Consider the following 25,052-nt stretch of genomic DNA (forward strand, 5'->3'; position numbering starts at 1 on the left):
GATCGTCCATCCGTTTGTTTGCTGTACCCATTTTTCAGTCTTGCAAACAAAAAACAAACGGCACAGGGTATTTCCCATGCCGCTTCAGATTCATTTTCTATTCGCGATCTTGTCTTCGGAGACTAACTTAATGACATTGGCCACTTGGGTGGCTCTTCTAATAGATTGGTTCATGCTTGCTCCGTCATTTGGTTCAGATCAACTATAAGCTTCTCCAGTTCTTTGAAGCTGGTTACAATTTGCTCGGTCATCACATACTGCTCTTCAATACCTGCAAGTATTTGTTCCGCCGATGCGGTTGACTGCTCGGTTACGCCGGATATCGAGGTCACTTCCATCACAACCTCGCCTGAGGAAATGCTCAGCTGTGTAGTTTTTGCCCCTACTTCTTCTGCCTGGGTGAGAACCTGCTTCGTATTCATACGAATTTGTCTGAGTGATTCCTCGGAGCTTCTGGCCGAGACTATACTTTGATTCAGCGCCTGCTTGCCCTCAGAGACTTGGAGTGTCAATCGCTCGGTCTTCGCTTTTATATTATTCAAGATACTAGAAATTTCAACCGCAGAATTAGAAGAGTTCTCCGCTAGCTTTCTAACCTCAGAAGAGACAACAGCGAAACCGCGTCCATGCTCGCCGGCACGGGCCGATTCAATCGCGGCGTTAAGAGCCAGAAGATTGGTCTGATTCGCGATCTCCTGAATGGAGGTGAGGATCGTACTGATTTGATCGTTCTGCTGATTGAGCTCCATCATTTCCTCGCTAATGGCTCCTACAATCGTATTGGCATGCCCAATTTTGTTCGTCAAATCGGTAATCTGATCATTCCCTACCTTAGTCGCTTCCTCTGTAAGAGAAGTCAATTCCAGCATCTGCTGGGTATTTCGAGATACATTCACGATATCCTCGTTCGACTTATGCATCAATTCGTTAATATCCGCTACACTGATTGCTTGCGATTCAATTCCTTTCACGACCTCATTGAAACTCTGGCTTACTTCTCTCGCATTGCGCTGGGTCACTGCGACCTTGGTCTGAAGCTCAGCGTGAAATTCCTTGAGGGATTGCAGAGCGTTCTTCACCTGGTTCATCATTTCGTCCGACTTTTGTTTGGCGGCAGCGGTCTCTTGGCTGCGAACAGCCACCTCATGGGTAATCTTCTCAGCTATCCGTACTACGGTAATACATAGTGCCGATACCATAATAAAAGCGAAGGTCCCCTTCTCGAGAAAATAATGGGGAGACAGTGCCAGTCCACCACTGCTGATCACAAGTTCTACAAAAATTGCACCCGCCGCAATCGTAACGGGTCGATACGAAGGGTATAAAGCAGGAATTACTGCCAATATAATGGGCAGGGTTACATCCTGAAGATGAACTACGAAGGACAACATTCCGTAGAAAACTACAAAAATACCAACGTAGATATAGGGCAGGATTAATGACCATTTCCTAAACCTGGACATAATTGTAAGAATAATTGCAACTACACCCATTGGAATGGAAGCTGTGAGGAAAATTTCTGTATTGCCATCCAAAAGGGAATATGTACCCGGGACTAACGAGAGCAGCCAAAAGAAAATGACCACGAGCTTATTTCTTTCAAAATAGAGATCTCTTCTGTGTTGCAAATTCATGTCTATGACCCCTTCATATGCTAAACTATAAAGTTCAAGATTGACTTTACTTACTTTTTATCGGCAAAAATGTACCTGGTTGTTAATTAGATCTCGCTTTCCTACCAGCAGCATAAAAGGTCCGCCAATGGCGGACCTCTCTCTTCTTCTATAATATTGAATTCTAGTTCACCGCGGCAGGACGTTCCTTAGCTTTATCGGATTCACCTGCATTCCGGCTCGCTTCTTCCCGGTTCTCCATCATCTCTTCGACCGTCTTGACCTTTAATCTGGCAGCACCTTCATATTCCCTTGTAGGAAGCAGATTACCCTCTGACTGCCGGTCTTTGGCCTTGGCTATAGCTTCCGAATACTGAGGCAGCCACTGCTCCTGAGCAACCAGCATCTCATCCACCAGCTGCCAAATCTCTTTCGGATTACATACCGCTCCAACCAGCGGATCCATCATCATCGCCTGGCGAAGCAGCAGATCGTCCCCATTAATAGCGGCTTCAACAGCGAGCCGCTGCACCGAGATGCTTACATTGCAGACGGCTGCGCAGCCAAGCGGCAGATCACCAACATGCGGCATGCAAATGCCGTTACGATCCACATATCCGGGAGCCTCAATAATCGCGTCATCCGGAAGGTTCGTAATGATTCCATTATTGACAACATTAAAGTGACCCCGGTAGACTCGGCCGGTCTCCAGCCCCTCAATGATATAGGATCCATGCTCCTGACCGCGATTCTCCGCCGCGTATTTCATTGCAGGTTCTTTCATCCAGTTCGGGAAGTCTGTCTCGAACCAGTTGCGTCCTTCAGTACATACCCTCAAATAGCCACCTGTCTCCCCGTTGATCCAAGTGCCAAGATCGATCCACTCTCTGATCTCCTCCGGACGCTTGCGGTACCAAGGCACATACTCGCTCAGGTGTCCATTCGACTCTGTGCTGTAGTAGCCGAAGCGTCTAAGCATATCGATGCGGACTTTCTCTGTTATCTTGAATTCGGGATGATTCTCAAAGGCCTCTAAGAGCTTACCTGTCATATCGACTCCGCCGTGATTGACCTGAATATACCACGTCTGATGGTTAATACCTGCACAGATGATATCTACTTCCTGCTGCTCCAGGCCCAGAGCTTCAGCAATCTGCCAATGTCCACCCTGGACACCGTGACATAATCCGATAGTGCGAACACCGCCGTACTTATTGCATGCCCAGGTCAGCATCGCCATAGGATTGGCATAATTCAGGAGCAGACAGTCCGGACGAGCTACCTTGCGAATATCTTTGCAGATATTCATCATTTCAGCGATACCGCGTTGTCCATACATAATCCCGCCAGCACACAAGGTATCTCCAACACACTGGTCGATCCCATATTTCAGTGGAATATCCACATCCATCTGGAAAGCTTCGAGTCCCCCGATCCGGACAACGGTAAAGATATACTTGGCATCCCTGAGCGCTTCCCGGCGGTCAAGCGAAGCCTGAATCTGAATATTAAGACCATTCTCATCAATATCCCTCTGGCATAGTTCGGTGACCATATCCAGATTATGCTGATTAATATCGGTAAAGGCGACCTCGATATCCTTAAATTCAGGGACAGACAACAGATCTCGCAGCAGCCCTCTTGTGAATCCAATACTTCCCGCTCCAATAAAAGCAATCTTGAATGACATGATATTGCCTCCCTTATGACTTCGTCCAACGTATTAACCTGACTGAAATGTTCATGACCATTCCTATAAATTGGATTGTAACAATTTCATAAGGAAAGCGTTATCAAAATCCTATCCAGATATGACTTATATGTTCAATATTCTCACCTTGGGTTTCGGAATTCCTGAGGCGTCTTGCCCGTGATCTTCTTGAACAGTGTACTGAAATACTGAGAGCTGTTAATTCCGACATAGTCGGAGATCTCCACAACAAGAATGTCCGTATGGGTGAGCAGCATCTGTGCCTTCTCTATGCGATATGATGTTAAAAACTCAGTAACCGTACGGCCAGTATAGGCTTTGAATATACGGTGTACATAACCGGGGTGAAGGTTCACGGCTCCTGCCATATCCTTGACCCGGATATCCCGGTCATAATTCTGGTGAATATACCGGATCAGCTTACTTACATATTCGTTAGGCTCATGGGCCTCATTAGCGGCTACTTCTACCGCAAGCGAGGCTATACGAATAATCAGCTGGGAGAGCAGCAGACTTATCATCAGCTGATTATCTGAAGTCTTGGCATCCATCTCATGAATTAAGTTCTTTAACGTGGAATAGATATCCCCATTCTCTCTTAACAGAACATAAGGAACCCGGAGCGCGAGAAGCTGGGCAACAGCCAGGTTCCCTTCTGCCATACCCTTTATGCTGGGAGCAGCCGAGTCCTCCTCGGCAAAATGAAATTCCACATTAAGCATTCTGCATGGACTTCCACGATCGACATGTAATTTGTGGGAGACATCCGCGTCGATTAGAATAAAGTCACCCTTTTTCATATGAAAAGACTGGGATTCTGTATCCACCCTGCATGTGCCGGAAATTACGTACATGACCTCTACCCGGTTATGCTTATGAAATTTCATTTCAAAGCCGTCCCATTGTTTATAGTAATAAGCCGCGATTTGCGGAATATAAGCGCCTTCCAGCAGCTTGGGCTCATACAAGCTATAGCTCAAGTTATGTATATCCTCACCCCCTGATTTACTTTGTCGTAACCATAACCAAACAACTGTAACTTAATTATAGTAGGATAGCTTAACCAATTCATCTGATTGTTGGAACCCTTCGAAATCCCATGACAAAACAACCCCTTACGATCAACGACTAAACCATCTGGTCAGAGGCCAAATTAAGTCGTTGTCCGTAAGGGGTTGAGTTCTTACTTCAGTCTGTCATTCCCTACTCTAGTCTATTTATAGATAATATCTCCGCGCAGAGATTCTACCTTATCCAGGGCAGCTGCAATATCTTCTGAGCCAACACCGAAATGAGCTAGCGCATCATGAAGATGCTTGACGATCGCATTGAAATGCTCAGGCTGAAGATTCATACCGGTATGAACCTTTGTCATAGCTCCGCCCGAGTATTGGTTGGGTCCACCCAAAGCATAACTAATAAATTTGGTTTGGTGCGCACGCTGTTTGGCCATATCGGTATGCTCAAAGAAATGATTCACTTCATTATCGGCAAGGACCAGATCATAGAAATAATCCACGACCTTGGCTATCGTACCTTCTCCGCCTAATTTCTCGTACAAAGTGCTCATACTGTCACCTCCTCTTCATTTGGTTATGGTTAACATGCCCAAATCCTGCAACATAATACATTAAACCAATTAACTTCAACCTACACTTAGTGCTTCGCAGTGCTATTGTTCTTGTCTTGCTTGAATTCTTGCAAATGCAATTTTACTGAGCAAGGAGTCTGCTTGCCAATGCCTCTGCCGCTCGTTCGCCTTGAGTAATACAATCTGGTATTCCCACACCGTCATATCCTGAGCCGCAGATCCACACACCCGGATACTGTTTATCCATCGCAGTCCGCAGACTAGCGATTCTGTCCTTATGCCCTACCCTATACTGAGGCATGGATTTGGACATATACGATACAACACAAAGCTCAGGTTCTGCAGTAATTCCCATAATTTCACGCAATTCTTCTCTCACCATTCCAACTAATTCTTTATCGTCCATGTTCGTATTAGCTTCAGCGCCAGCCCGGCCTATATAAGCCCTAAGTAGGATCTTGTCTGTAGGTGAAGTATGCAGCCACTTGGAGGATGTCCAGGTGCACGCGGTCATTAACCTTCCTTCCGATCTTGGAATGACGAATCCTGATCCTGTAAGTTTTGTATGGATTTCACTCGCCTTGAAACCGAGTGCCACATTGGCAACAGATACATAGGGCACGGTATCGAAGGTATCCGAATCTGCAAAGCCCTCCAGCAGCTTACCGCATGCAAATGCAGGAATCGCCAAGATGACCCCATCTACTACATATCGTTCGCCTGTATCCAGCTCAAGCTGATAAATGTCGCCTTGGCGTCGGATGGAATCAACTCCACATCCCTTCAAAATACTTGCCGAGGACAGTTCGCTCTCCAGCTTCTCTATGAGCGTGGACAGCCCCTTCTTGAATGTGAGAAACATACTCGTCCTGGCAGTCTCAGGCAGCTCACTTGCCCGGTCCTGAAGTTCTGGAGCATGACTCGGTGCAGATGGTGCGGTTCTTCCGGCAATCATTCCGAGAATTAGACTGCGGTATTTGCGTTCGATCTCATGAAATTGAGGAAAGGTGGACAGTAGGCTGAGCATTCCGGTATCACCAGCGTAAATGCCTGCAAGCAGCGGTTCAACCAGGTGTTCAAGCACCTCCTTGCCAATTCTACGCTCGATGAAGCCGCCGAGGGATTCATCCTCCTCCGACTTTCTTTTTGGAAGAATCAGATCCATCGCCGCCCTGGCCTTGCCCTTGATTGAGATTAAGTCGGTTTTGATAAAAGGGCCTACTTTCGTTGGAATTCCAAGTGCCAGACCAGCCGGCATCTGACGCAGCCTTCCTTTATGCAGTATGTAATTGGTTCTCGCAGCAGGATTCGTGCCTGTTAATTCGCTCTCCAGCCCAAGCGACTGAGCCAGGCGCAAGGCGGATGCCTTTCGCCCGATGAATGAATCAGGACCCCTCTCGATTATGTAGCCATCTTGGCGTAATGTATGAATTTTGCCTCCTAATTCATGACTTTTCTCAATAAGTGTAAGCTCCAAAGGCTTTCCAGCCTTCTGAAAATTATTCTTCAAATAGTAAGCGGCACTGAGTCCGCTGATTCCTCCGCCGATTACAGCGATTCTTTGAGCAAGTTCACTCATCTTATATCTCCTGCCTTACATTTTTGTGTTAACGTATCATAACTAAACTTGAGTATTTGTGACAGAAATCACAAGGATAATCTCATGTTTAAATATAATCTAATTATGAGTAGCGGCAGTAGATCGGTTCTCAGTCTACTACCAACCATTCCAAGGAGGAATACAAAATGAACAAATATACATCTACCGTGAACGCCACCGAGTATCCGCCGCAGTTAAAGCACAAGGTGATTTTTGAGACCTTTGACGAATTAGAGCCCGAACAATCCATGCTGCTCATCAACGACCATGATCCACAGCCGCTGTATTATCAATTCTCAGCAACCCGTAGCGATCAGTTCAGCTGGGAATATGTTGAACAAGGCCCAGAGTGGTTCCGTGTAAAAATTACCAAACAGTAAAACGAGGGTTCAATTATGGCTGATATTCACATCGTCGACGAACGCACCATCAAGATCACAGCCGGTATCCCTGATGCGCTTCATATGATTCATGAAGCCGGATCCAATGTTCATAAGTACGCCCGGGATATTGTAACTATATTTGAGAAAATGTCGGAATTCGACTATATCTACTACTGCTTCTACGCTTATAACAGTGCTTTATTATTCGAGCACATGCTGGATATCGACCCTAAGAAATATACTTCCTTCAGCATGGATGTCTCGGACGCCTTCTTCCATACCCTGTATGGAGGCATGGCTGCACTTTACGACGAAGCAAATCTTTGCCTAAAGTCTGTTGACAAGTAGATTGTCTAACTGAACTCCAGCTCTAAGAAAGGACGTTGATCGAAATCCCAGCAAGATATAAGACTGTACGAGCTGTCCTGCTTGTGCTTGCGGCTTTGGCTTTGTTAATTACAAGCGGCTGTGATTGGAGTAACGACGATCCAGGCGATACCAAGTTGCCCTCCGGCAAACCCGAGGTGCAGCGGCTGAATCAGCCCCCAATTCCACCTGTAATCACTCGCAAGGGCAATGAGGTATTTATTGAAATGACCGCCCAGGTCACTCAAGTTGAAATTTCCAAAGGTGTGCCTTATGAAGCATGGACGTTTGACGGCACTGTACCAGGACCCGTGATTAGAGTTAAGCAAGGTGATCAGCTTCATTTCACACTGAACAACATAGATCCCCAGATGCCTCACTCCATGGATTTTCATGCTGTGCATGCAGCTCCGAATCATAAATTCATTGGTGTGATGCCAGGTCAGGAAGGCACATTCACCTATACGGCGAACTCGCCAGGAGTATTCATGTATCATTGCGGGACCAAGCCGGTCCTCTTGCATTTGGGCAACGGAATGTATGGCATGATTATTGTTGAGCCGAAGGACGGATATCCCACCGATCAACAGATAGACCAGGAATACACGATAGTACAAAGTGAATGGTATAAGGAGAATGACTACCAGGCATTTCAGAACGCCAAGCCACGTTATGTCGTCTTTAACGGTAACAACTATACCCTGACAGAGCATCCTCTGAAAGCCAACGTCGGAGACCGGGTTAGACTGTATGTTCTGAACGCCGGACCTAATGAAGTATCCTCCTTCCATGTGGTTGGAACGTTGATGGATACAGTCTACCTCGATGGTAATCCTGATAATGTTCTGCATGGCATGCAGACCGTGCTTCTCCCCGCAAGCGGCGGTGCTGTGGTGGAGTTCCAGCTGACCGAAGCTGGCGATTACACCATGGTGAGCCATCAGTTCAATCAAGCCTCTAAGGGAGCGGCCGGTCTAATTAGAGTCACTCCAGATGGCAAATAATTGTTGATTCGTGTGTGAAAGAAAAATGCTCCGCTCTGCTATCCACTGCAGCTGTGTGAAAAGTAATACACAACCCAAAAACCGCTCAGGTGTTGACTTTACTGAATCAACTTCAGAGCGGTTTATTTCGTTGTGTATTCGCTCTCTAATCAGGTATGTGTTAGCCCTGTTCATCAGCCACTGCCAAGGCACGTGGAATGTAGGCGCAGTAAGGGTCACTTTGCAGATAATCGCCGGTCATCGCGTATGCTCTTGCCCTTGATCCCCCGCAGAGTTCTTTGAACTCGCAGACTCCGCATTTACCTTTCAACAGACTTTTGTCGCGCAGCTCCTTCATCACCACAGAATTACGATAGATCTCTCCAAGCTGCTGCTCTCGCACATTCCCACTAACAATCGGCAGGAACCCGCTGGGATATACGTCACCAATGTGGCTAATGAACACGAACCCGTCCCCATCATTCACACCTTTCGGAGCCCGTCCGAGCACATCTTTCCGCTTCATAACTGAGCTTGGTACAGGATTTGAATGGGAAGCGGCCAATGGATTATGGGCGCTCAAATGATCTGCTCTTGAAGCCGGGCCTGATGAGGAATTCCCGTGGCGCTGGCGGTTCATTTCCTGAACATAGACCCGCCGATAGTGCGGTGCCTCCGTAGCCTTGATGCCATAAGGAACCTTGCCGGATAGCTCTGCAAGCCATTTCATCACCTCTTCATGCTGCCCAGGAGAAATGATATCCTTGACCATTCCCCGGCCGGTTGGCACCAGGAAGAATACACTCCATAGCACGGTGCCCATCTCCTGCACTTTATGTGAGATCGCTTCAAGGTCATGAAGATTATAATTCGAGACCGTTGTGTTAATCTGAATCGGCAGTTCAAGCTCCTTCAACCACTCAATCCCCCGCATGGTCTGGTCAAATGAACCCTGGGTTCCCCTAAAATGATCGTGAATTTCAGCACATGACCCATCAAGACTGAAGGCCCATCTGGACAGTCCCGACTCTTTCGCTTTCTCAATTGCCTGCCTGGTGACTCTTGGTGTAGCGCTCGGTGTCATAGAGACTGAAAGCTGCTTCTCGTTCACCGCATACTTAATCAGCTCGTACAGGTCAGGACGCATCAAGGGATCTCCTCCGGTAAAAACGAACAAGGGATTGTCCAGTTCCGCGATCTGGTCGATCAGCCTCTTCCCCTCCTCAAACGATAACTGCCGCGGATCTGCGGTATATTGAGCCTCTGCCCGGCAGTGAAGACATTTAAGCGCACAAGCACGTGTAACTTCCCAAATGACAATAAAAGGCGAGCGCGAATAATCCCTTTCCTTCTTCATCTTATTCATGCTGTTTCCTCCTATTCAAACATCTCTGCTAATTGAAACTAACACAGTTGTTTGAGCGGCATAGTGATACCTGTCACATTGCCAGATTAAGCCTTGTCTGATCAGTTGCCCGATTACCGCGGTTGCACAGAATCCATCCTCTCAATTACGGATTCATGTCATTATGGCAACTCATATCCCATGCCAAGCTTCTGTAATTTACCGACATATAGCTGCCGATCAGTGAATGCAATTGGTTATGTTCGATCTGCAATGGGTAATTTCAGACATATGTCTACTCATTAGAGATTTGGGAGGAGGAGTAACATGAGGAAGCTGCTTGAATTGCTTACGGATGTGGCGGATCAAGTTAATCTGACCCTAGTTGAGACAGAAAAAATGGAACACCCCCTTGTAAAGTTATTCCACGCTTCACTTATAGATGAGAAATTGGCGCTGGAACGGCTGCTGCCTAGATTACAGTATTCCGAACCCCCATTAGATGAAATCAAGAATGATCTTTCCATTGTATATCTGAATGACGAGATCGTTGAACCCACCATTCGGGCATGGCTTCGTGCCGTAAAATGGATGGACCACAAGGATTCTGAGGAAGCGAAAAAGCTGGAGAAACGATTTCCTGGTATCAAGTCCCTTCTTAAGGACGCAGGAGCAGAACTTAAGGAAGTCTATGGGGCTGCCGCCATTAAATTTGTCGTACCCGTCTTTTATCAATCTTGAGTAGAGAATGGAGGTTCGTTATGAGTTGGGACAATGAACGTATCGATATGAATGTCTACAGTCAGGGTGAGGTGGACCGCTGGGTCTACAGCACCTGTAATTTATGCTCTGTAGGATGCGGCTGTCATATCGCGATTAAGGATGATCACATTGTCGGTATCAAAGGAAATGGAGCTCATTCTATTAACCGCGGCCGGCTGGGCCCTAAGGGTGAAAACCAGTGGTATGCGAACAACAGCACGGACCGGGTGCTCACACCTTTGATCCGCAACCCGCAGGGAGAGCTCGTTCCGGCAACATGGGATGAAGCTATGGAGCTTATCGTATCTAAAGTGAAGGCTTCTCAGAAGGAAAAAGGAAATAACAGTATTTCTATCTATTCCACTGGCCAAGGTTTTCTCGAGGACTATTACACTATTGCCAAAATAGGCCGTGCCGGGCTAAAGACGCATTTGCTGGATGCGAACACAAGGCTGTGCACAGCCACCACTGAATTCTGTCTGCTTCAATCCTTCGGTGCAGATGGTACTCCTGCCTCCTTCGATGATGTTGACGAGGCAGAGACCTTGATGCTGTTCGGACATAATGTTGCTGAGACAGGCACCGTGCTGTATGAACGGATCATGCAGCGCAAAAAGCGCAACGGCAAGCCATATATCATTACGGTTGATCCCCGGAAGACCCAGACGGCCCGGAGCTCAGACCTTCATTTACAGCTCATTCCAGGAACGAATGTTCCTTTGCTGAACGGATTAATTAACCTGATCTTGCAAAACGGGGCTGCAAGCAAGGGCTTCATTGAGCAATATACCATTGGTTATGAGGAGATGGCCGCAAGTGTTATCGAATGGACACCGGAACGCACAGCCCAGGAGACTGGAATCCCCAAGGAACAGTTAATAGAAGCGGCTAGAATATTATCGGATACACCTTCTCTGGTCACCACAACTCTGCAGGGTGCCTTTCAGAGTGCTGATGCTACAACCACTTGCGTTGCCATCAATAACCTTCACCTGATCCGCGGTCTCATTGGAAAGCCGGGCTGCGGTCCTCTCCACATGGCTGGACAGCCAAGCTCGTCTGCGAATCGGACTGCTGGCGGTGTAGGGACCTATCCAGCGCATCGAAATCCAATGAACCCGGATCATATTGAAGAAATGGGACGCCTGTGGAATGTGGATCCGATGCAGCTTCCCGTTGGCCCCGAGAAAGGAATCGAGGATCAGCTGGAGATGATGGAACGCGGACAGATTGGGGTGTTCTGGAATATTGGAACGAATCCACTTGTCTCTCTGCCGAACCGCCGACGGGCCAAAGCCGCGCTGGATCAAGTTTTTGTTATCGTACAGGATCATTTCCTGACTGAAACATCCCGAGTAGCTGATGTGGTACTGCCTGCTGCCATGTGGGGCGAAAAAGAAGGTACGATGGAAAATGCGGACCGGACTATCAACCTGCTTCGTAAAGCAATAGATCCTCCCGGTCAAGTGCGCACCGATCTTCAAATTTTGCTCGATTTCGCTGACCGTATGGACTTCCGGGATCAAGACGGACAGCCTTTAATCTCGTATTCTACCCCCGAGGAAGCCTTCGAGGAATGGAAGACGGTATCCAAAGGACGTCCCTGTGATATGACCGGTATCACTTATGACAAGCTGGAACAAGCCAACGGACTGCGTTGGCCGGTTAATGAGGCGCATCCAGAAGGCACGCCCCGCCTCTATTCTGATCTACAATTTCACACGTCACCGGAGTATACCCAGAGCTACACTAAAGTTCAATTTACGGGACGTTCTCTGACTCAAGAAGAATTCATAGCCAAAAATGCAAATGGGCGTGCCATCCTTCATCCGACTCGCTACACTCCGGCTTCCGAGAGACCGGACGGAGACTACCCGATGTGGTTAACAACGGGACGTTTGGTCTGGCATTGGCATACCCGTACGAAGACCGGGCGCTCTCCTTATCTGCAGATGGCTGCGCCGCAAGGTTACGTTGAATTGCATCATGAGGATGCAGACAAGCACGGAATTATCGAAGGTGAATTGGTGCGGATATCTTCTCCACGGGGATGGATTGAGGTTCCAGCCAGAATCAGTGATGTGGTTCAGAAGGGATTAATTTTTGTTCCTTTTCACTACGGAAGCTGGGAAGGCAATCAGGCAGCGAACGAGTTAACAGTCGATTTTGTAGATCCATTATCCAAGCAGCCCACTTTCAAGCATTGCGCCTGCCGAATTGATAAATTACGCCGGGAGCATGTTGTTGGCGGTGAAGAGACTGCCGCGGACATCGCAGAGCGATACGGTCTGAGCCTGAGCAACCTGCTGCGGGCTAACCAGCTAGAGACCACCTACGATATTCAGACTGGTCACATTCTGGAAGTTCCTGTATCCATCATAAATGTTCCACTTCCTCCCTATCTACCTTCGCGTTGATCTGCTGTACCGTGTATATTTTTACGTGAGGAGGAGTCTTAAATGAATTCAACCTGGTGGAAAGAAGCCGCAGTCTACGAGATCTATCCAACTAGCTTCAAGGATTCAAATGGTGATGGAAAAGGCGACCTCAGAGGAATTATTTCCAAGCTCGATTATCTAAAGGATCTGGGCATCGATGTGATATGGATCTGTCCAATCTATCAGTCACCTGGAGAAGATAACGGTTATGATATCAGTGATTACTATGCGATTAATCCCGAGTTTGGCACGATGGAGGATTTCGATGACCTACTGAAGGAAGCTCATTCCCGGGGACTTAAGATCATGATGGATCTTGTGCTTAATCATACCTCGGACAAGCATCCCTGGTTCATCGAATCCCGTTCATCGAAAGATAATCCCAAGCGCAGCTATTATATTTGGCGTCAAGGTGTGAATGGTCTGTATCCGAACAATTGGGAATCTTACTTCAGCGGTTCAGTTTGGGAACATGACGATAGGACTGATGAATACTACATGCACTTATATTCCAAGCATCAGCCGGACCTCAATTGGAATAACGATGAGGTGGTTCACGGCCTATATCAAATGATCCGGTGGTGGCTTGAAAAAGGAGTTGACGGCTTCCGGTTCGATGCTATAGCCCATATTGTAAAAGCCAAAGGCCTTCCGAACGCAGATAACCCGCAGCACCTTCCGGTTGGCCAGGCTTATCAGCTCTTCTCTAATCTGGAGAAGGTCCACTTCATGCTTCGTAAATTAAATGAGGAAGTACTCATGGATTACGACATTGTGACGGTTGGTGAAACTTCAGGGCTTGGCCCCGAACAGGCGTTAGAGTATGTTGGCGACAAGCGTCATGAACTCAATATGGTATTCCAATTCGAGCATATGACACTGGATTCAGCTTCGAACGGGACGGGAAAATGGGAAATGCGCTCCTGGACTTTGCTGGAGCTGAAGAAAATTATGAGCAGATGGCAGACCACCCTGCATAATCAGGGTTGGAATGCCAATTATCTTGGTAATCACGATCAGCCAAGGCCTGTATCCCGATTCGGGAATGACCGTGAATATCGCGTTCAATCGGCCAAGATGCTCGCCACCTGGATGCTAACCCTGGAAGGTACACCGTATATCTATCAAGGTGAAGAAATTGGGATGACGAATGTATCGTTTGATACAATCAGTGATTACCGTGATGTGGAGACATTGAATTTCTACGAACATGCTAACCTTCAAGGAAAACCGGGCGATCAGACCATGGCTGCAATCAGGGCGAAGAGCCGGGATAATGCCCGAACGCCAATGCAGTGGGATGATTCAGCCCAGGCAGGTTTTACTGCTGGCGAACCTTGGATTAAGGTGAATGAGAACTATAAAGAAGTGAATGTTGCTTCGGCTGTCCAGGATCCGGACTCTATATATCATCATTACCGTAAGCTCCTTGCCCTTCGCAAGAAGCATAAAGTATTCGTCTATGGTGAGTATAAGCTGCTGCTCCCCTTAGATCCGGAATTGTATGTGTACACCCGAACACTGAATGATGAGAGACTTCTGGTTATTCTTAACTTTTTCGAGGGTACCCCTGTATTTAAGTGGCCTGATGAACTTAAAAGCGCCTCCAGAGAGCTGCTTATTGCCAATTATGAACAGCCTACAGAGGAGGACAAGAATAAGTTCACGCTTCGTCCTTATGAGGCCAGGGTATATAAATTAACATGAACATCCCAAGAACCCGTCTAATCAGACGGGTTCTTGTTATAAGGTATATTCGATTCACGCTGCCTTCGTGGTTGGTTTGCCCTCGGAGGTCCCTTTGGACCTGTGCGTAATATAGAGCATAATTCCTGTAAACAATACTCCACCTGCCAAGTTACCCAAGAGAACCGGTATTTGATTCCACAGCCACCAATCTCCAAGACTGACCTTGGCTCCGTACATGATGCCTGCCGGAATGACAAACATGTTCACTACCGCATGTTCAAAACCTTGGGCGAAGAAGGTGAGGATCGGCAGCCACATCGCCAGAATCTTCCCGGTGGTCGAGCTGGAGGTCATAGCCATAACCGCTCCAAGCGTAACCATCCAGTTGCACAGAACCGCTTTTACAAATACAGTAACCATTCCATCACTTCCGAGAGCAGAATATCCATTCGTCTTGGTCTCTGCCAATTTCATGATGTACTTGATTACAGGCTGATCATGAATATGCCCAAAATTAGTTACTGCCACGTAATACAAGCCTGCATAAAAGATGGAACCCAGTATATGTCCAAGAATTACCCAGAAGAAGTTTTCGAACATACCTCCAAGAGTAGCTCGCCTGGCCATAACCGCGATGGGCGCAAGAGCGAAGGTACCTGTCACAAGTTCAAGTCCAAGCAGAATGATCATGACGAATCCAACCGGGAAGACCAATGCTCCTACAAGCCCAAGACCTGTCTGGATTGTTGCCGTGAAAGCAAGTGTAGTTGCAAAAGATAGAATAGCTCCGGCAAGGAACCCCCGAATAAGAAGGTCCTTGACAGAAAGACTAGCTTTAACGGCGCCAGCTTGGATCATTTGATTCAATACTTCCTGTGGCTTTATATAATTCACAGCAGCTCCTCCCCCCTCTTGATCCTCTAGGAAGCCCTTGTAGGTTCCTTGCTCTCTACATTAAGAATGATATTGCCTGTACTCTCTTCAACTTCCACATGATAGGACTTGACGCAACCTTCATCTGGAGCTTGAACCAAACCATCATTTAAATTGATCTTCCAATCATGAAGTGGGCAGTATACATGATGATCGCATACAATGCCTTCTGACAGCTTGCCGTTCTTGTGCGGACACAAATTCTCAATCGCCCGCAGCTCTCCACCCGTTAATTTGAATATGGCGATCTCCGTGTCCAGGATTTGGACTACACGAGCCCTCTTCTCTTCAATTTCACTGGCTTGGCCGATGACGAATCGCTTCATATCACAGCTCTCCTTTACTATTAAATTTGATTACACTTTAAGCGGCTGAAGTGGTTCGTAGTTCTTGTTAAGGCGTTCCTGCTCTATGATTTCTTTCCAAGGATCCTCTATAAGACCTGCACTAAATTCATAACGCTGCTGCAGTGCCTTGCGCTCTTTCCTAGAAGCCAGTGCATTCTTAACTGACTCCAAACCTACGCGTTCAATCCATTTGGATGTGCGCTCATTATAATTGGCATTCTCTCTGTACAATTGGAAATATGCCAGCGTCCATTCAATAACTTCATCTTCCTTCCTCAGTTTGACCAGTAACTCAGCCGGCCGTACATCGGTACCTCCGTTACCGCCAACATAAATCTCCCAGCCCCCATCGATCGCTACCACGCCCAGATCTTTAATTGTCGCTTCGGCACAATTTCGAGGACAACCGGAAACGGCAACCTTCGTCTTCGCAGGTGTACTAATTCGTTCAAGACGTTTCTCTAGTTCAATCCCCATGCTCATTGAATCTTGGGTTCCGAATCTGCACCAAGTGGAGCCTACGCACGTTTTGACCGCACGAAGGGATTTCCCATAAGCAAAGCCCGATGTCATATCTAGCTCTTCCCATACCTTAGGCAAATCTTCCTTCTTGATTCCATAAAGACCGATCCGCTGAGCACCTGTAATTTTCACAGTTTCAACATCATATTTGACCGCGACATCGGCTATCTTCTTCAAATCTTCCGCCGTTGTTACCCCCCCATGTATCCGTGGGATGACCGAGTACGTACCATCCTTCTGGATGTTGCCGTGATTGCGCTCATTTACAAAACGGGATTCCTTCTCATCTTCATGCTCCACAGGCCAGATCATGCCCAGGTAGTAGTTAATCGCAGGTCTGCACTTGGAACATCCCTCCGGGTTATTCCATTCCAGAACATTCATAACTTCTCTGGAAGAAGTCAATTTCATGGTACGGATTGCCTCTACCACCTCTTCACGTCCCAGCGTTGTACAGCCGCAGATGCCTTCCTTAACCGCAGTAACTCCATCGGCTCCGAGTGCATAGGTCAGTAAATCGGCAACCAATGGCTTACACCCGCCGCAGCTGCCAGTTGCTTTGGTGCAGTACTTAACATCATTAACACTGGTGCAGTTTTTCTCCTGAATAGCACTGAGAATAGTTCCTTTGGACACGCCGTTACATCCACATACAATCTCGTCATCAGACATATCTGCCACGAAATCAATGCCTGACTTGGGCTTGCTTGATCCCTGTGCACCGAGCACCAGTTCCTTCTCTTGGCCGCTGATATCCTGACCAGCGCGAATCATTGAGAAGAGCTTGGGACCGTCACTGGTATCACCGAAGAGCACGGCACCAATCAGCTTACCGTCTTGAACTACAATCTTCTTATATACATGTTCGAAATCATCCTGGATTCGGAAAGAACGCGTCTCTGCACTATCTACGAATTGACCGGCCGAAAATACATTCACACCAGACACCTTTAATTTGGTGGAGACAACAGAGCCTTTATATCCGGAAGATGGGATTCCAGCGAGCCTCTTAGCCAGCTCAGCTCCTTGGTCGAATAGAGGTGCAACCAAGCCGTACACTACACCACTGTGCTCTGCACATTCTCCAACCGCATAGACATGTGGCGTACCCGTTTCAAGATAGTCGTTCACCACAATCCCTCTATTGGTCTCGATCCCGCTGTTTTTAGCCAAGGCCACATTCGGGCGAATTCCTACAGCCATGACCACCAAATCGGCTTTCACTTCACTGCCATCCTTGAACCGGACTCCCGTTACCCGTTCTTCACCTAATATAGAATCGGTGTTCTGCTCCAATAGGAACTTCATTCCTTGGCTCTCCAGCTCGGAACGCAGCATATCAGAGGCTGTCTCATCAAGCTGTCGTTCCATTAGGTGCTTGTAAATGTGAACCACGGACACATCCATATTTAGATTAAGCAGGCCCCGCGCAGCCTCTAGACCCAGCAATCCTCCACCGATTACAACGGCATGCTTGTATTGCTTGGCGGCATTAATCATGGACTCACAATCCTGTATGTCGCGGAAAGCGATAACCCCTTCCTTATCTACACCTGGAAGCGGCAGCATGAACGGTAGAGAACCTGTTGCGATAATCAGGTCATCATAACTTGCAGTTAATCCTTTATCTGTAGTTATGATTTTCATTCCTGTATCTATATGGGTTACCGTCTGGCTGGTGTGAAGCGTTATTCCATTGTCCTTGTACCAATCCATATCATTAATCACGATATCCTGAATTGTTGCATCGCCAGCAAGGACCGAAGATAAAAGAATGCGATTATAGTTCGGATGAGGTTCACTGCCGAATACAGTGATTTCATACTTCTCCGGCGCCAGCTTTAATAATTGCTCAATCGCGTTGACACCTGCCATACCATTACCAATAAGTACTAGCTTCTTTTTCATATGCTCGCTCCTCCATGTTAGGTTTGTGTTAAGTTGCGGTAAAATTTCCTCATTTTCTTACATGTGTAATGATACATCACATATTTAGTGACTTAAAATTACAACTTTTTAAATGAAAAATCAACCATTTATTTAAAACCGCTTGAAAATAGGGTGATTTCCCTATATATTGAGATGAATATTATGTTATGTATTCTAACATTAACTTTTGAGGAGAGGATACAATGAAGCCACCCGGGATTGTTTTCTTTGTAGGAGCAGGTCCAGGAGATCCGGAATTGATTACCGTTAAGGGACTAAAGTGCATTCAAAGGTCAGATGTCATCATATATGACAGGTTAGCTAACCCGGTACTTCTTGATTATGCAGGAGCAAATACGGAGCTGATCTACTGTGGCAAACAACCTAATCATCACCATTTAGAGCAGACTCAAATAAACGGGATCCTAATCGAGAAAGCCTTAGAAGGCAAAACGGTAACTCGGTTAAAAGGTGGTGATCCTTGCATTTTTGGCCGGATTCAAGAAGAGCTTGAGGGTCTCAAAGAACTGGGGATCCGTTACGAAATAGTTCCTGGCATTACAGCTGGCATTGCAGCACCTGCATATGCGGGAATCTCGGTAACACAGCGTAAGGTCGCAGCCTCATTCGCTATGGTAGCTGGTCACTTATGTCATGGAAACTCCATCTCTGAAGAGAAATGGAAGGCCTATGCTTTGGGAATTGATACTCTAGCCTTCTATATGGGGATCAGCAATATTACTTATATCCGGGATCGACTAATTGATCATGGCAGAGATCCTAACACTCCTGCGGCTGTTATCTCCTGGGGAACCACAGCAGACCAGCGTACACTTAGTGGAACACTTCAGCATATTCCTGAGCTCGTACGAGACCATGGAGTTCAGAATCCGGCAATCATATTGGTTGGGGAAGTCGTGAGCATGCATGACCAGTTTGCCTGGATTAAAGAACAACCCGATGTGATTTACAGTTAGCGTTGGGTCATTCGCTCCTTCCCTCTGATTAACAACAAAATAAGCTCCTGGAAAGAGATCTCTTCCCAGGAGCTTACCAAAAGCTTTAATCTAACTATTCGGTATAAGTCAAGATTAATATATGCCTGCCTTTACCGAAGTTGATTTGATTCCATTCGTGCCGTTAACCACGGTGTTGCCCCAGCTTGTCAGACTGCCTGCGGGCCCTGTTGCTAGGTCTAGATAGGATAAATCTGAGCTGTTCCCATACCATGACCAAGCGAGCCAGCCCACCCCTTTCTCTTGGCCGTATTTCATAATTGCGGTTTCATCAACATCCGCCCCTTGATGGTAACCTCCAAATTCACCAATAATGAGCGCGAGTCCTTTATTTAGCACATTCTCCATATTGGATTTAACGGTGGCAGCATCTTTCCCAGCGTACTGGTACATATGGATCGAGAATACCGTATTCTTGAGTGAATCCGCGGCAAATACAGACGCACCATAATCTACAATGGATTGCGGATATTGTCCCCACCCTGCACAATCTACAATTAACGTATTCTTTATTCCTGCATTTCTAAGCTTAGGAATGGCCTGCTTGTACCCATTTGCCCAGCCGTTTCCGTCCCATGAGCCATACCATTCGTTAGCAATATTGACAATCACCCGGTCTTCTTTTCCAATGAGTGCATCCTTAATACTGATCCAGTAATTTACCGCAGCATCGAGAGATGCCCTGTCGTCTTTGCCTGTAGCATCATGAACTTCAAGTACCGCAACCATTTTGTTCTGTGACACTAAAGAAATGATATTCTTGACAGAATTCAGATCATCCTTGGTATATTGGCTGCCGTTCGACAACACGATCCGCACCGTATTGGCTCCAGTCTTAGCAATAGCCGGAATCGCGGTATTCAGATCATTCTTATACCAATTATGTGCATGATTTACCCCCCTCATCATAAAAGGTTTTCCAGTTGAATCATATAGCTTGGTACCGCTTACATAAAATCCGGAAGCAGCGGACGCTTTGGGAAGCGTACTCCCCATTCCGATAAGGACCAGTAGAGCAACCAATGAAGTCAGAAAACCCTTGCGTAAGTACATTTTGATAAATTCCTCCTCATCTTTCGTCAAATTACGATCCTTAAAGCTGTAGACCTTTATTGTTCTCGCGAGATAAGAATTGTAAGATATCACCAACCAGCTGGCCTAACGACATTCTATCATCCAAATTTCGACATAACATTGGTTTCGCTTGTGTTGTTCATTGGTCTATTTTCTTATTCCTATAATTATTTTGTGCTAGATTTCCGCTTCAGGAATTGATTCGTTACTCAGGGGTACACTATCCCTCAGGACTGCGCTGGTCTAGCAGCAGCCCTGCTTATCAAGTAGCGAGGGAGTGATATGAATGGCTGACAAGAACAATAATCGTAATCATGGAAGCAAAGATGGAATTGACGCAGGTGAAGCTGTGGGAACCGTTGGCGGTGCAGCGGTAGGTGCTGCCGTTGGTTCAATCCTCGGTCCATTAGGAACCGTTGTTGGTGGAGTTGCAGGAGCAGCTCTCGGTAACAAAGCCGGTGAAGGTGCCGGAGATGACCATAACCAATCGGAACATGGTAACAGAGACAGATCGTCTTCCGATCGGTGATAATGCGTAACCCCGCAAGAAGAAGGAGAACAGCAATCTGCTGTTCTCCTTCTTTGTATTCTAACAACGCATGGATCTATAACTTCATCTGTACGAATGTTAGTTTACGCTCTGAGCCAGGATGAGATTACCACCTGCGAGTATTGTTCTAATCATCTCGGCGAATAAAAACAACCAATTGGGAGCAAATTACATGGAAATTAAGTGAAGAAGGAGAACTTATGTTGTTTGAACTTCTAAAGCTGCTCCTGTTCCACAATCGCCGGAAAGAGCCGCATAACAAGGCTACCACTCAAATAAATTCAGCCTCACCAAATAGTAATATAAGTGCTTTGCTTAGCGATAAATTGGCTATGATCAAGGAGCGGATGGGGAACAGCTCTGACTTCATTATCCGGGAGATCAGTGATTCCTCTGGTGCCCCTTATCCTTTTGCTATTAGTTACATTGATGGTTTGATTGACCAGACCCTTCTCGCAGATCTGATGGAGTCCTTAACTTCAGTTTTAGGTAAATCCTATCCTAGGGATGGAAATGTTGATCCTGCAGTATGGTTCAAGGACAAAGTCCCTGCCGGTAATCTTAACGTCGTCTACACTGAAGAAGAGATGCTGCGTGCCATTCTGGAAGGACAAGTTCTTGTTATTATTAACGGTGTCCACGAAGCCTTCTCAGTTTCAATTCTAGGCGGGGCCAGGCGGTCTGTGGAAGAACCAACCTCCCAGACGGTTGTCCGCGGACCCAAGGAAGGTTTTACGGAGGATATTTCAACAAATATTGCCCTGCTGAGACGCATAATTAGGTCGGCGGATCTACGATTCGAGTCCCGTGTTGTTGGTAAGTATACCCAAACCAAAATATCTGTTGCGTATATTAAAGGAATTGCCAATCCCGAAGTAGTGGATGAAGTCTTATCCCGAATCGATAAGATCCATACCGATAGCATCCTTGAAAGCGGCTATATTGAAGAGTTCATTCAAGATGGGGTCAGGTCTACCTTCCCAACAATCTATAACACCGAACGGCCAGATACTGTTGCTGGCGGGCTATTGGAAGGACTGGTTGCCATATTGGTTGATGGTACGCCTTTCACCTTGATTGCTCCCGTTACCTTCTTCCGGTTTATTGTTTCGAGTGAAGACTACTACCAAAGATACGATCTTGCTACCTTTCTTCGGATAATCAGATTCGTATCATTTTTTGTTGCTCTGCTTCTCCCATCTATCTATATCGCTACGACAACGTTTCATCAGGAAATGCTCCCAACGACCTTGCTCATTGCTCTGGCCGCTCAACGTGAAAGCACGCCTCTGCCAGCTTTACTGGAGGCGCTAGTCATGGAGATTACCTTCGAGGTTATCCGTGAAGCAGGCGTGCGGATGCCTAGAGCAATTGGACCCGCAATCTCTATAGTAGGTGCGCTTGTTCTGGGGCAAGCGGCGGTTCAGGCAGGGATTGTGTCGGCAGCGATGGTCATCGTGGTTTCATTTACTGCGATCTCCAACTTCGTTCTTCCTGCCATTAATATGGCAGGTGCAGTAAGACTGCTGCGGTTCGTACTGATGTTTCTTGCGGGTACTTTGGGATTGTTCGGCATTCTTGCTGGTCTGGTGCCTATCCTGGCTCATTTGTCCTCACTTCAAAGCTTTGGAGTTCCATACCTGACACCACTCGCTCCATTTAACAAGACAAATCTGAAGGATTTTATCCTCCGTGCCCCCTGGTGGAAAATGAAAAAACGTCCCGTCATGTTTGGAGATAACAACGAGGTGAGGCAATCTGTTGACCATAAGTCCTTTGCTGAGCAGGCCACTGATCATAACAAAGATCCGATGCGGTAAGGAGGAGCTTCATGCGCAGTATATGCTTAAGTATTGTCTCTCTTATGATTATGCTGATCCTGTCAGGCTGCTGGAATCGGACTGAGCTGAATGAGCTGGGAATTGTCGTGGCAACGGGGGTGGACTTTAAGGACGGGCAATGGACGATCTCCTACCAGGTTATTGTCCCCTCCAATATGGCATCGGGAAATGGGGGCAGCTCTGCAGGAACGTCACAACCGGCAGTTCACGTTTTCTCCGTGAATTCCACCGCCATTCATCAAGCTTTGAATCTTAGTAACCTGGAACACCCACGTCGTGTCTATGTTGCTCATAATAAGGTTTTAGTAATTGGAAAAAGCGCGGCAGAACAAGGTGTTGGCGAATTAATGGATTTCTATTTCCGCAATACAGAACCTAGAGAGACCGTCCTCATGGCCCTGACTGAAGGTCAAGCCATTGATATATTAAATAAGCTTAGCCCACCGGAGAAACTACCAGGATCTAGTTTGTCTGATATGTTAACTAAGGAAAGTGACCAGGTCTCTGCGTATCCCGTCATCTCCGTATTTAATTTCGCATTAAAAATGAACTCAGATGCCAAAGGAATTAGCGTTCCTGTTATTGATTTAGCCGGAGATAAATCAGATAACCGTGAGGAAGAATTGGAAACAGAAGATGTCCTGAAACAGACCCAGCAGCCGCTAAAAATGAAAATTACCAAGCTTGGGATCTTTCATAAGGACCGTTTAGTAGGTGAGCTCAATTATAATGAAAGTTTTGGCCTTTCCTGGCTGACGGGAGATATACATAGGACCGAATTGTCATTCCCCTGTTCCAAGGGAGATCAGACTCAGGAACGCGCAGGATTTACTGTGAACTCATCCAAGACCAAAATCACTCCTAGAAAGTCCGGATCTCATTATGTGATGCAGATTAAGGTCAAGCTTAAAGGTGTGCTAACGGAATCTACCTGCCGGCAGGATTTAAGTAATCCGAAAGTGATCAGGGAAATTGAAGCTCAAATTGATCAGCAAATTGAAGATTTCATCCACACAGGTTGGTCTGCCATGAAGAGACTTAAGACGGATACAGCTGGTTTTGCGGATAAGATTCACAGAAAGTTCCCGTCCGATTGGAGACAAATCAAGGATGATTGGCAGGATGAACTGGCTCGAATGGAACTGGATATACAGGTACAATCCACCATTAGACGTACAGGGCTCATACAGAAATCATTTGAGCAATCTGAGCAGGATTAAATTAGTGATGACCTAAAAAAGGAGTTCACCTGGAATGAACAAATACCCCGTACGAGTATCCGGACTAGCCATTACATTGTCTTTGTTCCAGATAGGGAGTACCACACTCTTTTTACTGGGTGGGAAAGCCAAACAAGATGCATGGATAGCCATGTCTATTGGGGCAATTTGCGGCCTTATCTTGCTGCTCCTCTATCTTGTGATCTATAACCTCGATGCAAAACTTGATTTATTCGAATTGTACCGGAAGTATTTCGGGAAGTTCCTGGGGAGTGTGCTTGCCCTCGTATTTGTTGCGTATTTCACGTATGAAGCTTCCCGGAATTTGCGTGACCTCGGCGAATTAACCGTGATGACCCTTTTGAATAAAACTCCGGTCTTCTTTATCTTGCTGATTGCGATTGCTGTTATTGGCAACACCGTACGGTACGGTCCCATGGTCTTATTTATCATGAGCACCGTCTTGTTGCCTGTGTTAGTTCTTGGTTACGGACTGCTCGTCCTTTTTATTTCTATCACAGGAATTGTACATTTAGAATATTTTTCACCTGTAATGGAGAACGGGATAGGCCCTGTTTGGTCTGCTGCTGTACCCGAGCTTATCTCGTTTCCTTTCGGGCAGACGGTGCTGTTTCTGGTATTTTTCAGTTTTGTTCCCAAGAGTAAGCACATGAACAAGACCATATTCGTCTCCTACTGCATCACTGCTGTTATTCTGATTATTTTGAATGAACTGGAGATTCTGGTGCTGGGACCTGATTTAGCCGCGATTAGTACATACCCTCTGCTGCAAGTCGTTCAAATTATCCAAGTAACTAAAGTGCTTGAGAGAACCGATGCGCTATTTACGCTAATTCTCTTCCTTGGACTAGGGACAAAAATAGCGTGTTTTTATCTTGGTGCGGTGATTGGTCTATACAGGATTACGTCGTTAAAAATAAAAATTTGGGTGATTCCGCTCGGGATCACCATCTTGCTGCTCTCCCTTCTCTCCAAAAGCTACACTGAATTCATCTGGGTTGGACTTCATTTCACCGTCACAAGGATTTTTCCTATCTTTCAAATCGCTTTGCCTATCCTGCTGCTCTGTGTGATGCTACTTCGTAAGAAAAAAAGAAAAGAAGGCTGAATAACAGCCT

Annotated in this window: 21 protein-coding genes; 11 read left to right on the forward strand and 10 right to left on the reverse strand. The window is 46.6% G+C overall.

Features of this window, described 5'->3' with window-relative positions:
* Positions 1-170 precede the first annotated feature (170 nt).
* The 5 genes from ACRRNK_RS11465 to hemG form a co-directional block, all read right to left on the reverse strand.
* A complete protein-coding gene (locus tag ACRRNK_RS11465) occupies positions 171-1,634 on the reverse strand; it encodes a methyl-accepting chemotaxis protein (protein ID WP_433942886.1) in 1,464 nt (487 codons plus the stop codon).
* A gap of 163 nt (positions 1,635-1,797) precedes the next feature.
* Entirely contained in the window at positions 1,798-3,303 is a 1,506-nt protein-coding gene (locus tag ACRRNK_RS11470; RefSeq protein WP_433942887.1) for an alpha-glucosidase/alpha-galactosidase, read from the reverse strand.
* A gap of 143 nt (positions 3,304-3,446) precedes the next feature.
* Positions 3,447-4,304, reverse strand: a complete 858-nt coding sequence (locus ACRRNK_RS11475) for an AraC family transcriptional regulator (protein WP_433942888.1) — start codon at positions 4,302-4,304, stop codon at positions 3,447-3,449.
* A 233-nt stretch (positions 4,305-4,537) separates the two neighbouring features.
* Positions 4,538-4,894: a group I truncated hemoglobin gene (locus tag ACRRNK_RS11480; RefSeq protein WP_433942889.1), complete on the reverse strand. Its 357-nt coding sequence runs from the start codon at positions 4,892-4,894 to the stop codon at positions 4,538-4,540.
* Between the two features lie 142 nt (positions 4,895-5,036).
* Positions 5,037-6,494: a protoporphyrinogen oxidase gene (hemG, locus tag ACRRNK_RS11485; RefSeq protein WP_433942890.1), complete on the reverse strand. Its 1,458-nt coding sequence runs from the start codon at positions 6,492-6,494 to the stop codon at positions 5,037-5,039.
* 167 nt (positions 6,495-6,661) lie between these two features.
* Here hemG and ACRRNK_RS11490 point away from each other — a divergent pair, with 167 nt between their 5' ends.
* From ACRRNK_RS11490 to ACRRNK_RS11500, 3 genes are read left to right on the forward strand one after another with little or no spacing between them, the layout of a single operon-like run.
* Positions 6,662-6,895 carry a DUF2249 domain-containing protein gene (locus tag ACRRNK_RS11490; protein ID WP_433942891.1) on the forward strand — a complete coding sequence of 78 codons (234 nt, stop codon included), beginning with the start codon at positions 6,662-6,664 and terminating at the stop codon, positions 6,893-6,895.
* A 15-nt stretch (positions 6,896-6,910) separates the two neighbouring features.
* Positions 6,911-7,246, forward strand: a complete 336-nt coding sequence (locus ACRRNK_RS11495; protein ID WP_433942892.1) for a hypothetical protein — start codon at positions 6,911-6,913, stop codon at positions 7,244-7,246.
* A 35-nt stretch (positions 7,247-7,281) separates the two neighbouring features.
* Positions 7,282-8,268, forward strand: coding sequence for a multicopper oxidase domain-containing protein (locus tag ACRRNK_RS11500; RefSeq protein ID WP_433942893.1), 987 nt, complete (start codon positions 7,282-7,284; stop codon positions 8,266-8,268).
* A 160-nt stretch (positions 8,269-8,428) separates the two neighbouring features.
* On the opposite strand, the gene ACRRNK_RS11505 is transcribed toward ACRRNK_RS11500, so the two are convergent.
* On the reverse strand, positions 8,429-9,613 hold the full coding sequence (locus ACRRNK_RS11505; protein WP_433942894.1) for a TIGR04053 family radical SAM/SPASM domain-containing protein: 1,185 nt from the start codon (positions 9,611-9,613) through the stop codon (positions 8,429-8,431).
* Positions 9,614-9,919: 306 nt separating this feature from the next.
* Here ACRRNK_RS11505 and ACRRNK_RS11510 point away from each other — a divergent pair, with 306 nt between their 5' ends.
* From ACRRNK_RS11510 to ACRRNK_RS11520, 3 genes are read left to right on the forward strand one after another with little or no spacing between them, the layout of a single operon-like run.
* Complete coding sequence (locus ACRRNK_RS11510; protein ID WP_433942895.1) at positions 9,920-10,333, forward strand: hypothetical protein; 414 nt, start codon at positions 9,920-9,922, stop codon at positions 10,331-10,333.
* 20 nt (positions 10,334-10,353) lie between these two features.
* Positions 10,354-12,771: a molybdopterin-dependent oxidoreductase gene (locus ACRRNK_RS11515; RefSeq protein ID WP_433942896.1), complete on the forward strand. Its 2,418-nt coding sequence runs from the start codon at positions 10,354-10,356 to the stop codon at positions 12,769-12,771.
* A gap of 42 nt (positions 12,772-12,813) precedes the next feature.
* Positions 12,814-14,499 carry a glycoside hydrolase family 13 protein gene (locus tag ACRRNK_RS11520; RefSeq protein ID WP_433942897.1) on the forward strand — a complete coding sequence of 562 codons (1,686 nt, stop codon included), beginning with the start codon at positions 12,814-12,816 and terminating at the stop codon, positions 14,497-14,499.
* Positions 14,500-14,553: 54 nt separating this feature from the next.
* Here ACRRNK_RS11520 and ACRRNK_RS11525 read toward each other — a convergent pair whose 3' ends face one another.
* From ACRRNK_RS11525 to nirB, 3 genes are read right to left on the reverse strand one after another with little or no spacing between them, the layout of a single operon-like run.
* Positions 14,554-15,375, reverse strand: coding sequence for a formate/nitrite transporter family protein (locus tag ACRRNK_RS11525; RefSeq protein ID WP_433942898.1), 822 nt, complete (start codon positions 15,373-15,375; stop codon positions 14,554-14,556).
* Between the two features lie 26 nt (positions 15,376-15,401).
* Positions 15,402-15,740 (reverse strand): nitrite reductase small subunit NirD, encoded by a 339-nt coding sequence (gene nirD / locus ACRRNK_RS11530; protein WP_433942899.1) that lies wholly within the window; start codon positions 15,738-15,740, stop codon positions 15,402-15,404.
* A gap of 30 nt (positions 15,741-15,770) precedes the next feature.
* Positions 15,771-18,191: a nitrite reductase large subunit NirB gene (gene nirB / locus ACRRNK_RS11535; RefSeq protein ID WP_433942900.1), complete on the reverse strand. Its 2,421-nt coding sequence runs from the start codon at positions 18,189-18,191 to the stop codon at positions 15,771-15,773.
* Positions 18,192-18,415: 224 nt separating this feature from the next.
* On the opposite strand from nirB, the gene cobA reads away from it, so the two are divergent.
* Positions 18,416-19,189, forward strand: a complete 774-nt coding sequence (cobA, locus tag ACRRNK_RS11540) for a uroporphyrinogen-III C-methyltransferase (protein ID WP_433942901.1) — start codon at positions 18,416-18,418, stop codon at positions 19,187-19,189.
* Between the two features lie 114 nt (positions 19,190-19,303).
* Here cobA and ACRRNK_RS11545 read toward each other — a convergent pair whose 3' ends face one another.
* On the reverse strand, positions 19,304-20,287 hold the full coding sequence (locus tag ACRRNK_RS11545) for a glycoside hydrolase family 5 protein (protein ID WP_433946873.1): 984 nt from the start codon (positions 20,285-20,287) through the stop codon (positions 19,304-19,306).
* Between the two features lie 301 nt (positions 20,288-20,588).
* Here ACRRNK_RS11545 and ACRRNK_RS11550 point away from each other — a divergent pair, with 301 nt between their 5' ends.
* From ACRRNK_RS11550 to ACRRNK_RS11565, 4 genes are all read left to right on the forward strand, one after another.
* Entirely contained in the window at positions 20,589-20,831 is a 243-nt protein-coding gene (locus ACRRNK_RS11550; protein WP_433942902.1) for a glycine zipper domain-containing protein, read from the forward strand.
* A gap of 221 nt (positions 20,832-21,052) precedes the next feature.
* Positions 21,053-22,672 carry a spore germination protein gene (locus ACRRNK_RS11555; RefSeq protein WP_433942903.1) on the forward strand — a complete coding sequence of 540 codons (1,620 nt, stop codon included), beginning with the start codon at positions 21,053-21,055 and terminating at the stop codon, positions 22,670-22,672.
* 11 nt (positions 22,673-22,683) lie between these two features.
* Positions 22,684-23,913 carry a Ger(x)C family spore germination protein gene (locus ACRRNK_RS11560; protein ID WP_433942904.1) on the forward strand — a complete coding sequence of 410 codons (1,230 nt, stop codon included), beginning with the start codon at positions 22,684-22,686 and terminating at the stop codon, positions 23,911-23,913.
* 34 nt (positions 23,914-23,947) lie between these two features.
* A complete protein-coding gene (locus ACRRNK_RS11565; protein ID WP_433942905.1) occupies positions 23,948-25,042 on the forward strand; it encodes a GerAB/ArcD/ProY family transporter in 1,095 nt (364 codons plus the stop codon).
* The last annotated feature ends 10 nt before the right edge of the window (positions 25,043-25,052 follow it).

Origin of the sequence: Paenibacillus sp. SN-8-1, from assembly GCF_050995535.1 — a bacterium.
Classification (GTDB): domain Bacteria; phylum Bacillota; class Bacilli; order Paenibacillales; family Paenibacillaceae; genus Fontibacillus.

Bases quoted from the DNA above. Each gene is read 5' to 3' on its own strand.
- ACRRNK_RS11490 (WP_433942891.1), top strand. From the start codon at position 6,662: ATGAACAAATATACATCTACCGTGAACGCCACCGAGTATCCGCCGCAG.
- nirD (WP_433942899.1), bottom strand. From the start codon at position 15,740: ATGAAGCGATTCGTCATCGGCCAAGCCAGTGAAATTGAAGAGAAGAGG.
- ACRRNK_RS11565 (WP_433942905.1), top strand. From the start codon at position 23,948: ATGAACAAATACCCCGTACGAGTATCCGGACTAGCCATTACATTGTCT.
- ACRRNK_RS11520 (WP_433942897.1), top strand. From the start codon at position 12,814: ATGAATTCAACCTGGTGGAAAGAAGCCGCAGTCTACGAGATCTATCCA.
- ACRRNK_RS11505 (WP_433942894.1), bottom strand. From the start codon at position 9,613: ATGAATAAGATGAAGAAGGAAAGGGATTATTCGCGCTCGCCTTTTATT.
- hemG (WP_433942890.1), bottom strand. From the start codon at position 6,494: ATGAGTGAACTTGCTCAAAGAATCGCTGTAATCGGCGGAGGAATCAGC.
- cobA (WP_433942901.1), top strand. From the start codon at position 18,416: ATGAAGCCACCCGGGATTGTTTTCTTTGTAGGAGCAGGTCCAGGAGAT.
- ACRRNK_RS11555 (WP_433942903.1), top strand. From the start codon at position 21,053: ATGTTGTTTGAACTTCTAAAGCTGCTCCTGTTCCACAATCGCCGGAAA.
- ACRRNK_RS11465 (WP_433942886.1), bottom strand. From the start codon at position 1,634: ATGAATTTGCAACACAGAAGAGATCTCTATTTTGAAAGAAATAAGCTC.
- ACRRNK_RS11515 (WP_433942896.1), top strand. From the start codon at position 10,354: ATGAGTTGGGACAATGAACGTATCGATATGAATGTCTACAGTCAGGGT.
- ACRRNK_RS11470 (WP_433942887.1), bottom strand. From the start codon at position 3,303: ATGTCATTCAAGATTGCTTTTATTGGAGCGGGAAGTATTGGATTCACA.
- ACRRNK_RS11510 (WP_433942895.1), top strand. From the start codon at position 9,920: ATGAGGAAGCTGCTTGAATTGCTTACGGATGTGGCGGATCAAGTTAAT.
- nirB (WP_433942900.1), bottom strand. From the start codon at position 18,191: ATGAAAAAGAAGCTAGTACTTATTGGTAATGGTATGGCAGGTGTCAAC.
- ACRRNK_RS11495 (WP_433942892.1), top strand. From the start codon at position 6,911: ATGGCTGATATTCACATCGTCGACGAACGCACCATCAAGATCACAGCC.
- ACRRNK_RS11560 (WP_433942904.1), top strand. From the start codon at position 22,684: ATGCGCAGTATATGCTTAAGTATTGTCTCTCTTATGATTATGCTGATC.
- ACRRNK_RS11550 (WP_433942902.1), top strand. From the start codon at position 20,589: ATGGCTGACAAGAACAATAATCGTAATCATGGAAGCAAAGATGGAATT.
- ACRRNK_RS11480 (WP_433942889.1), bottom strand. From the start codon at position 4,894: ATGAGCACTTTGTACGAGAAATTAGGCGGAGAAGGTACGATAGCCAAG.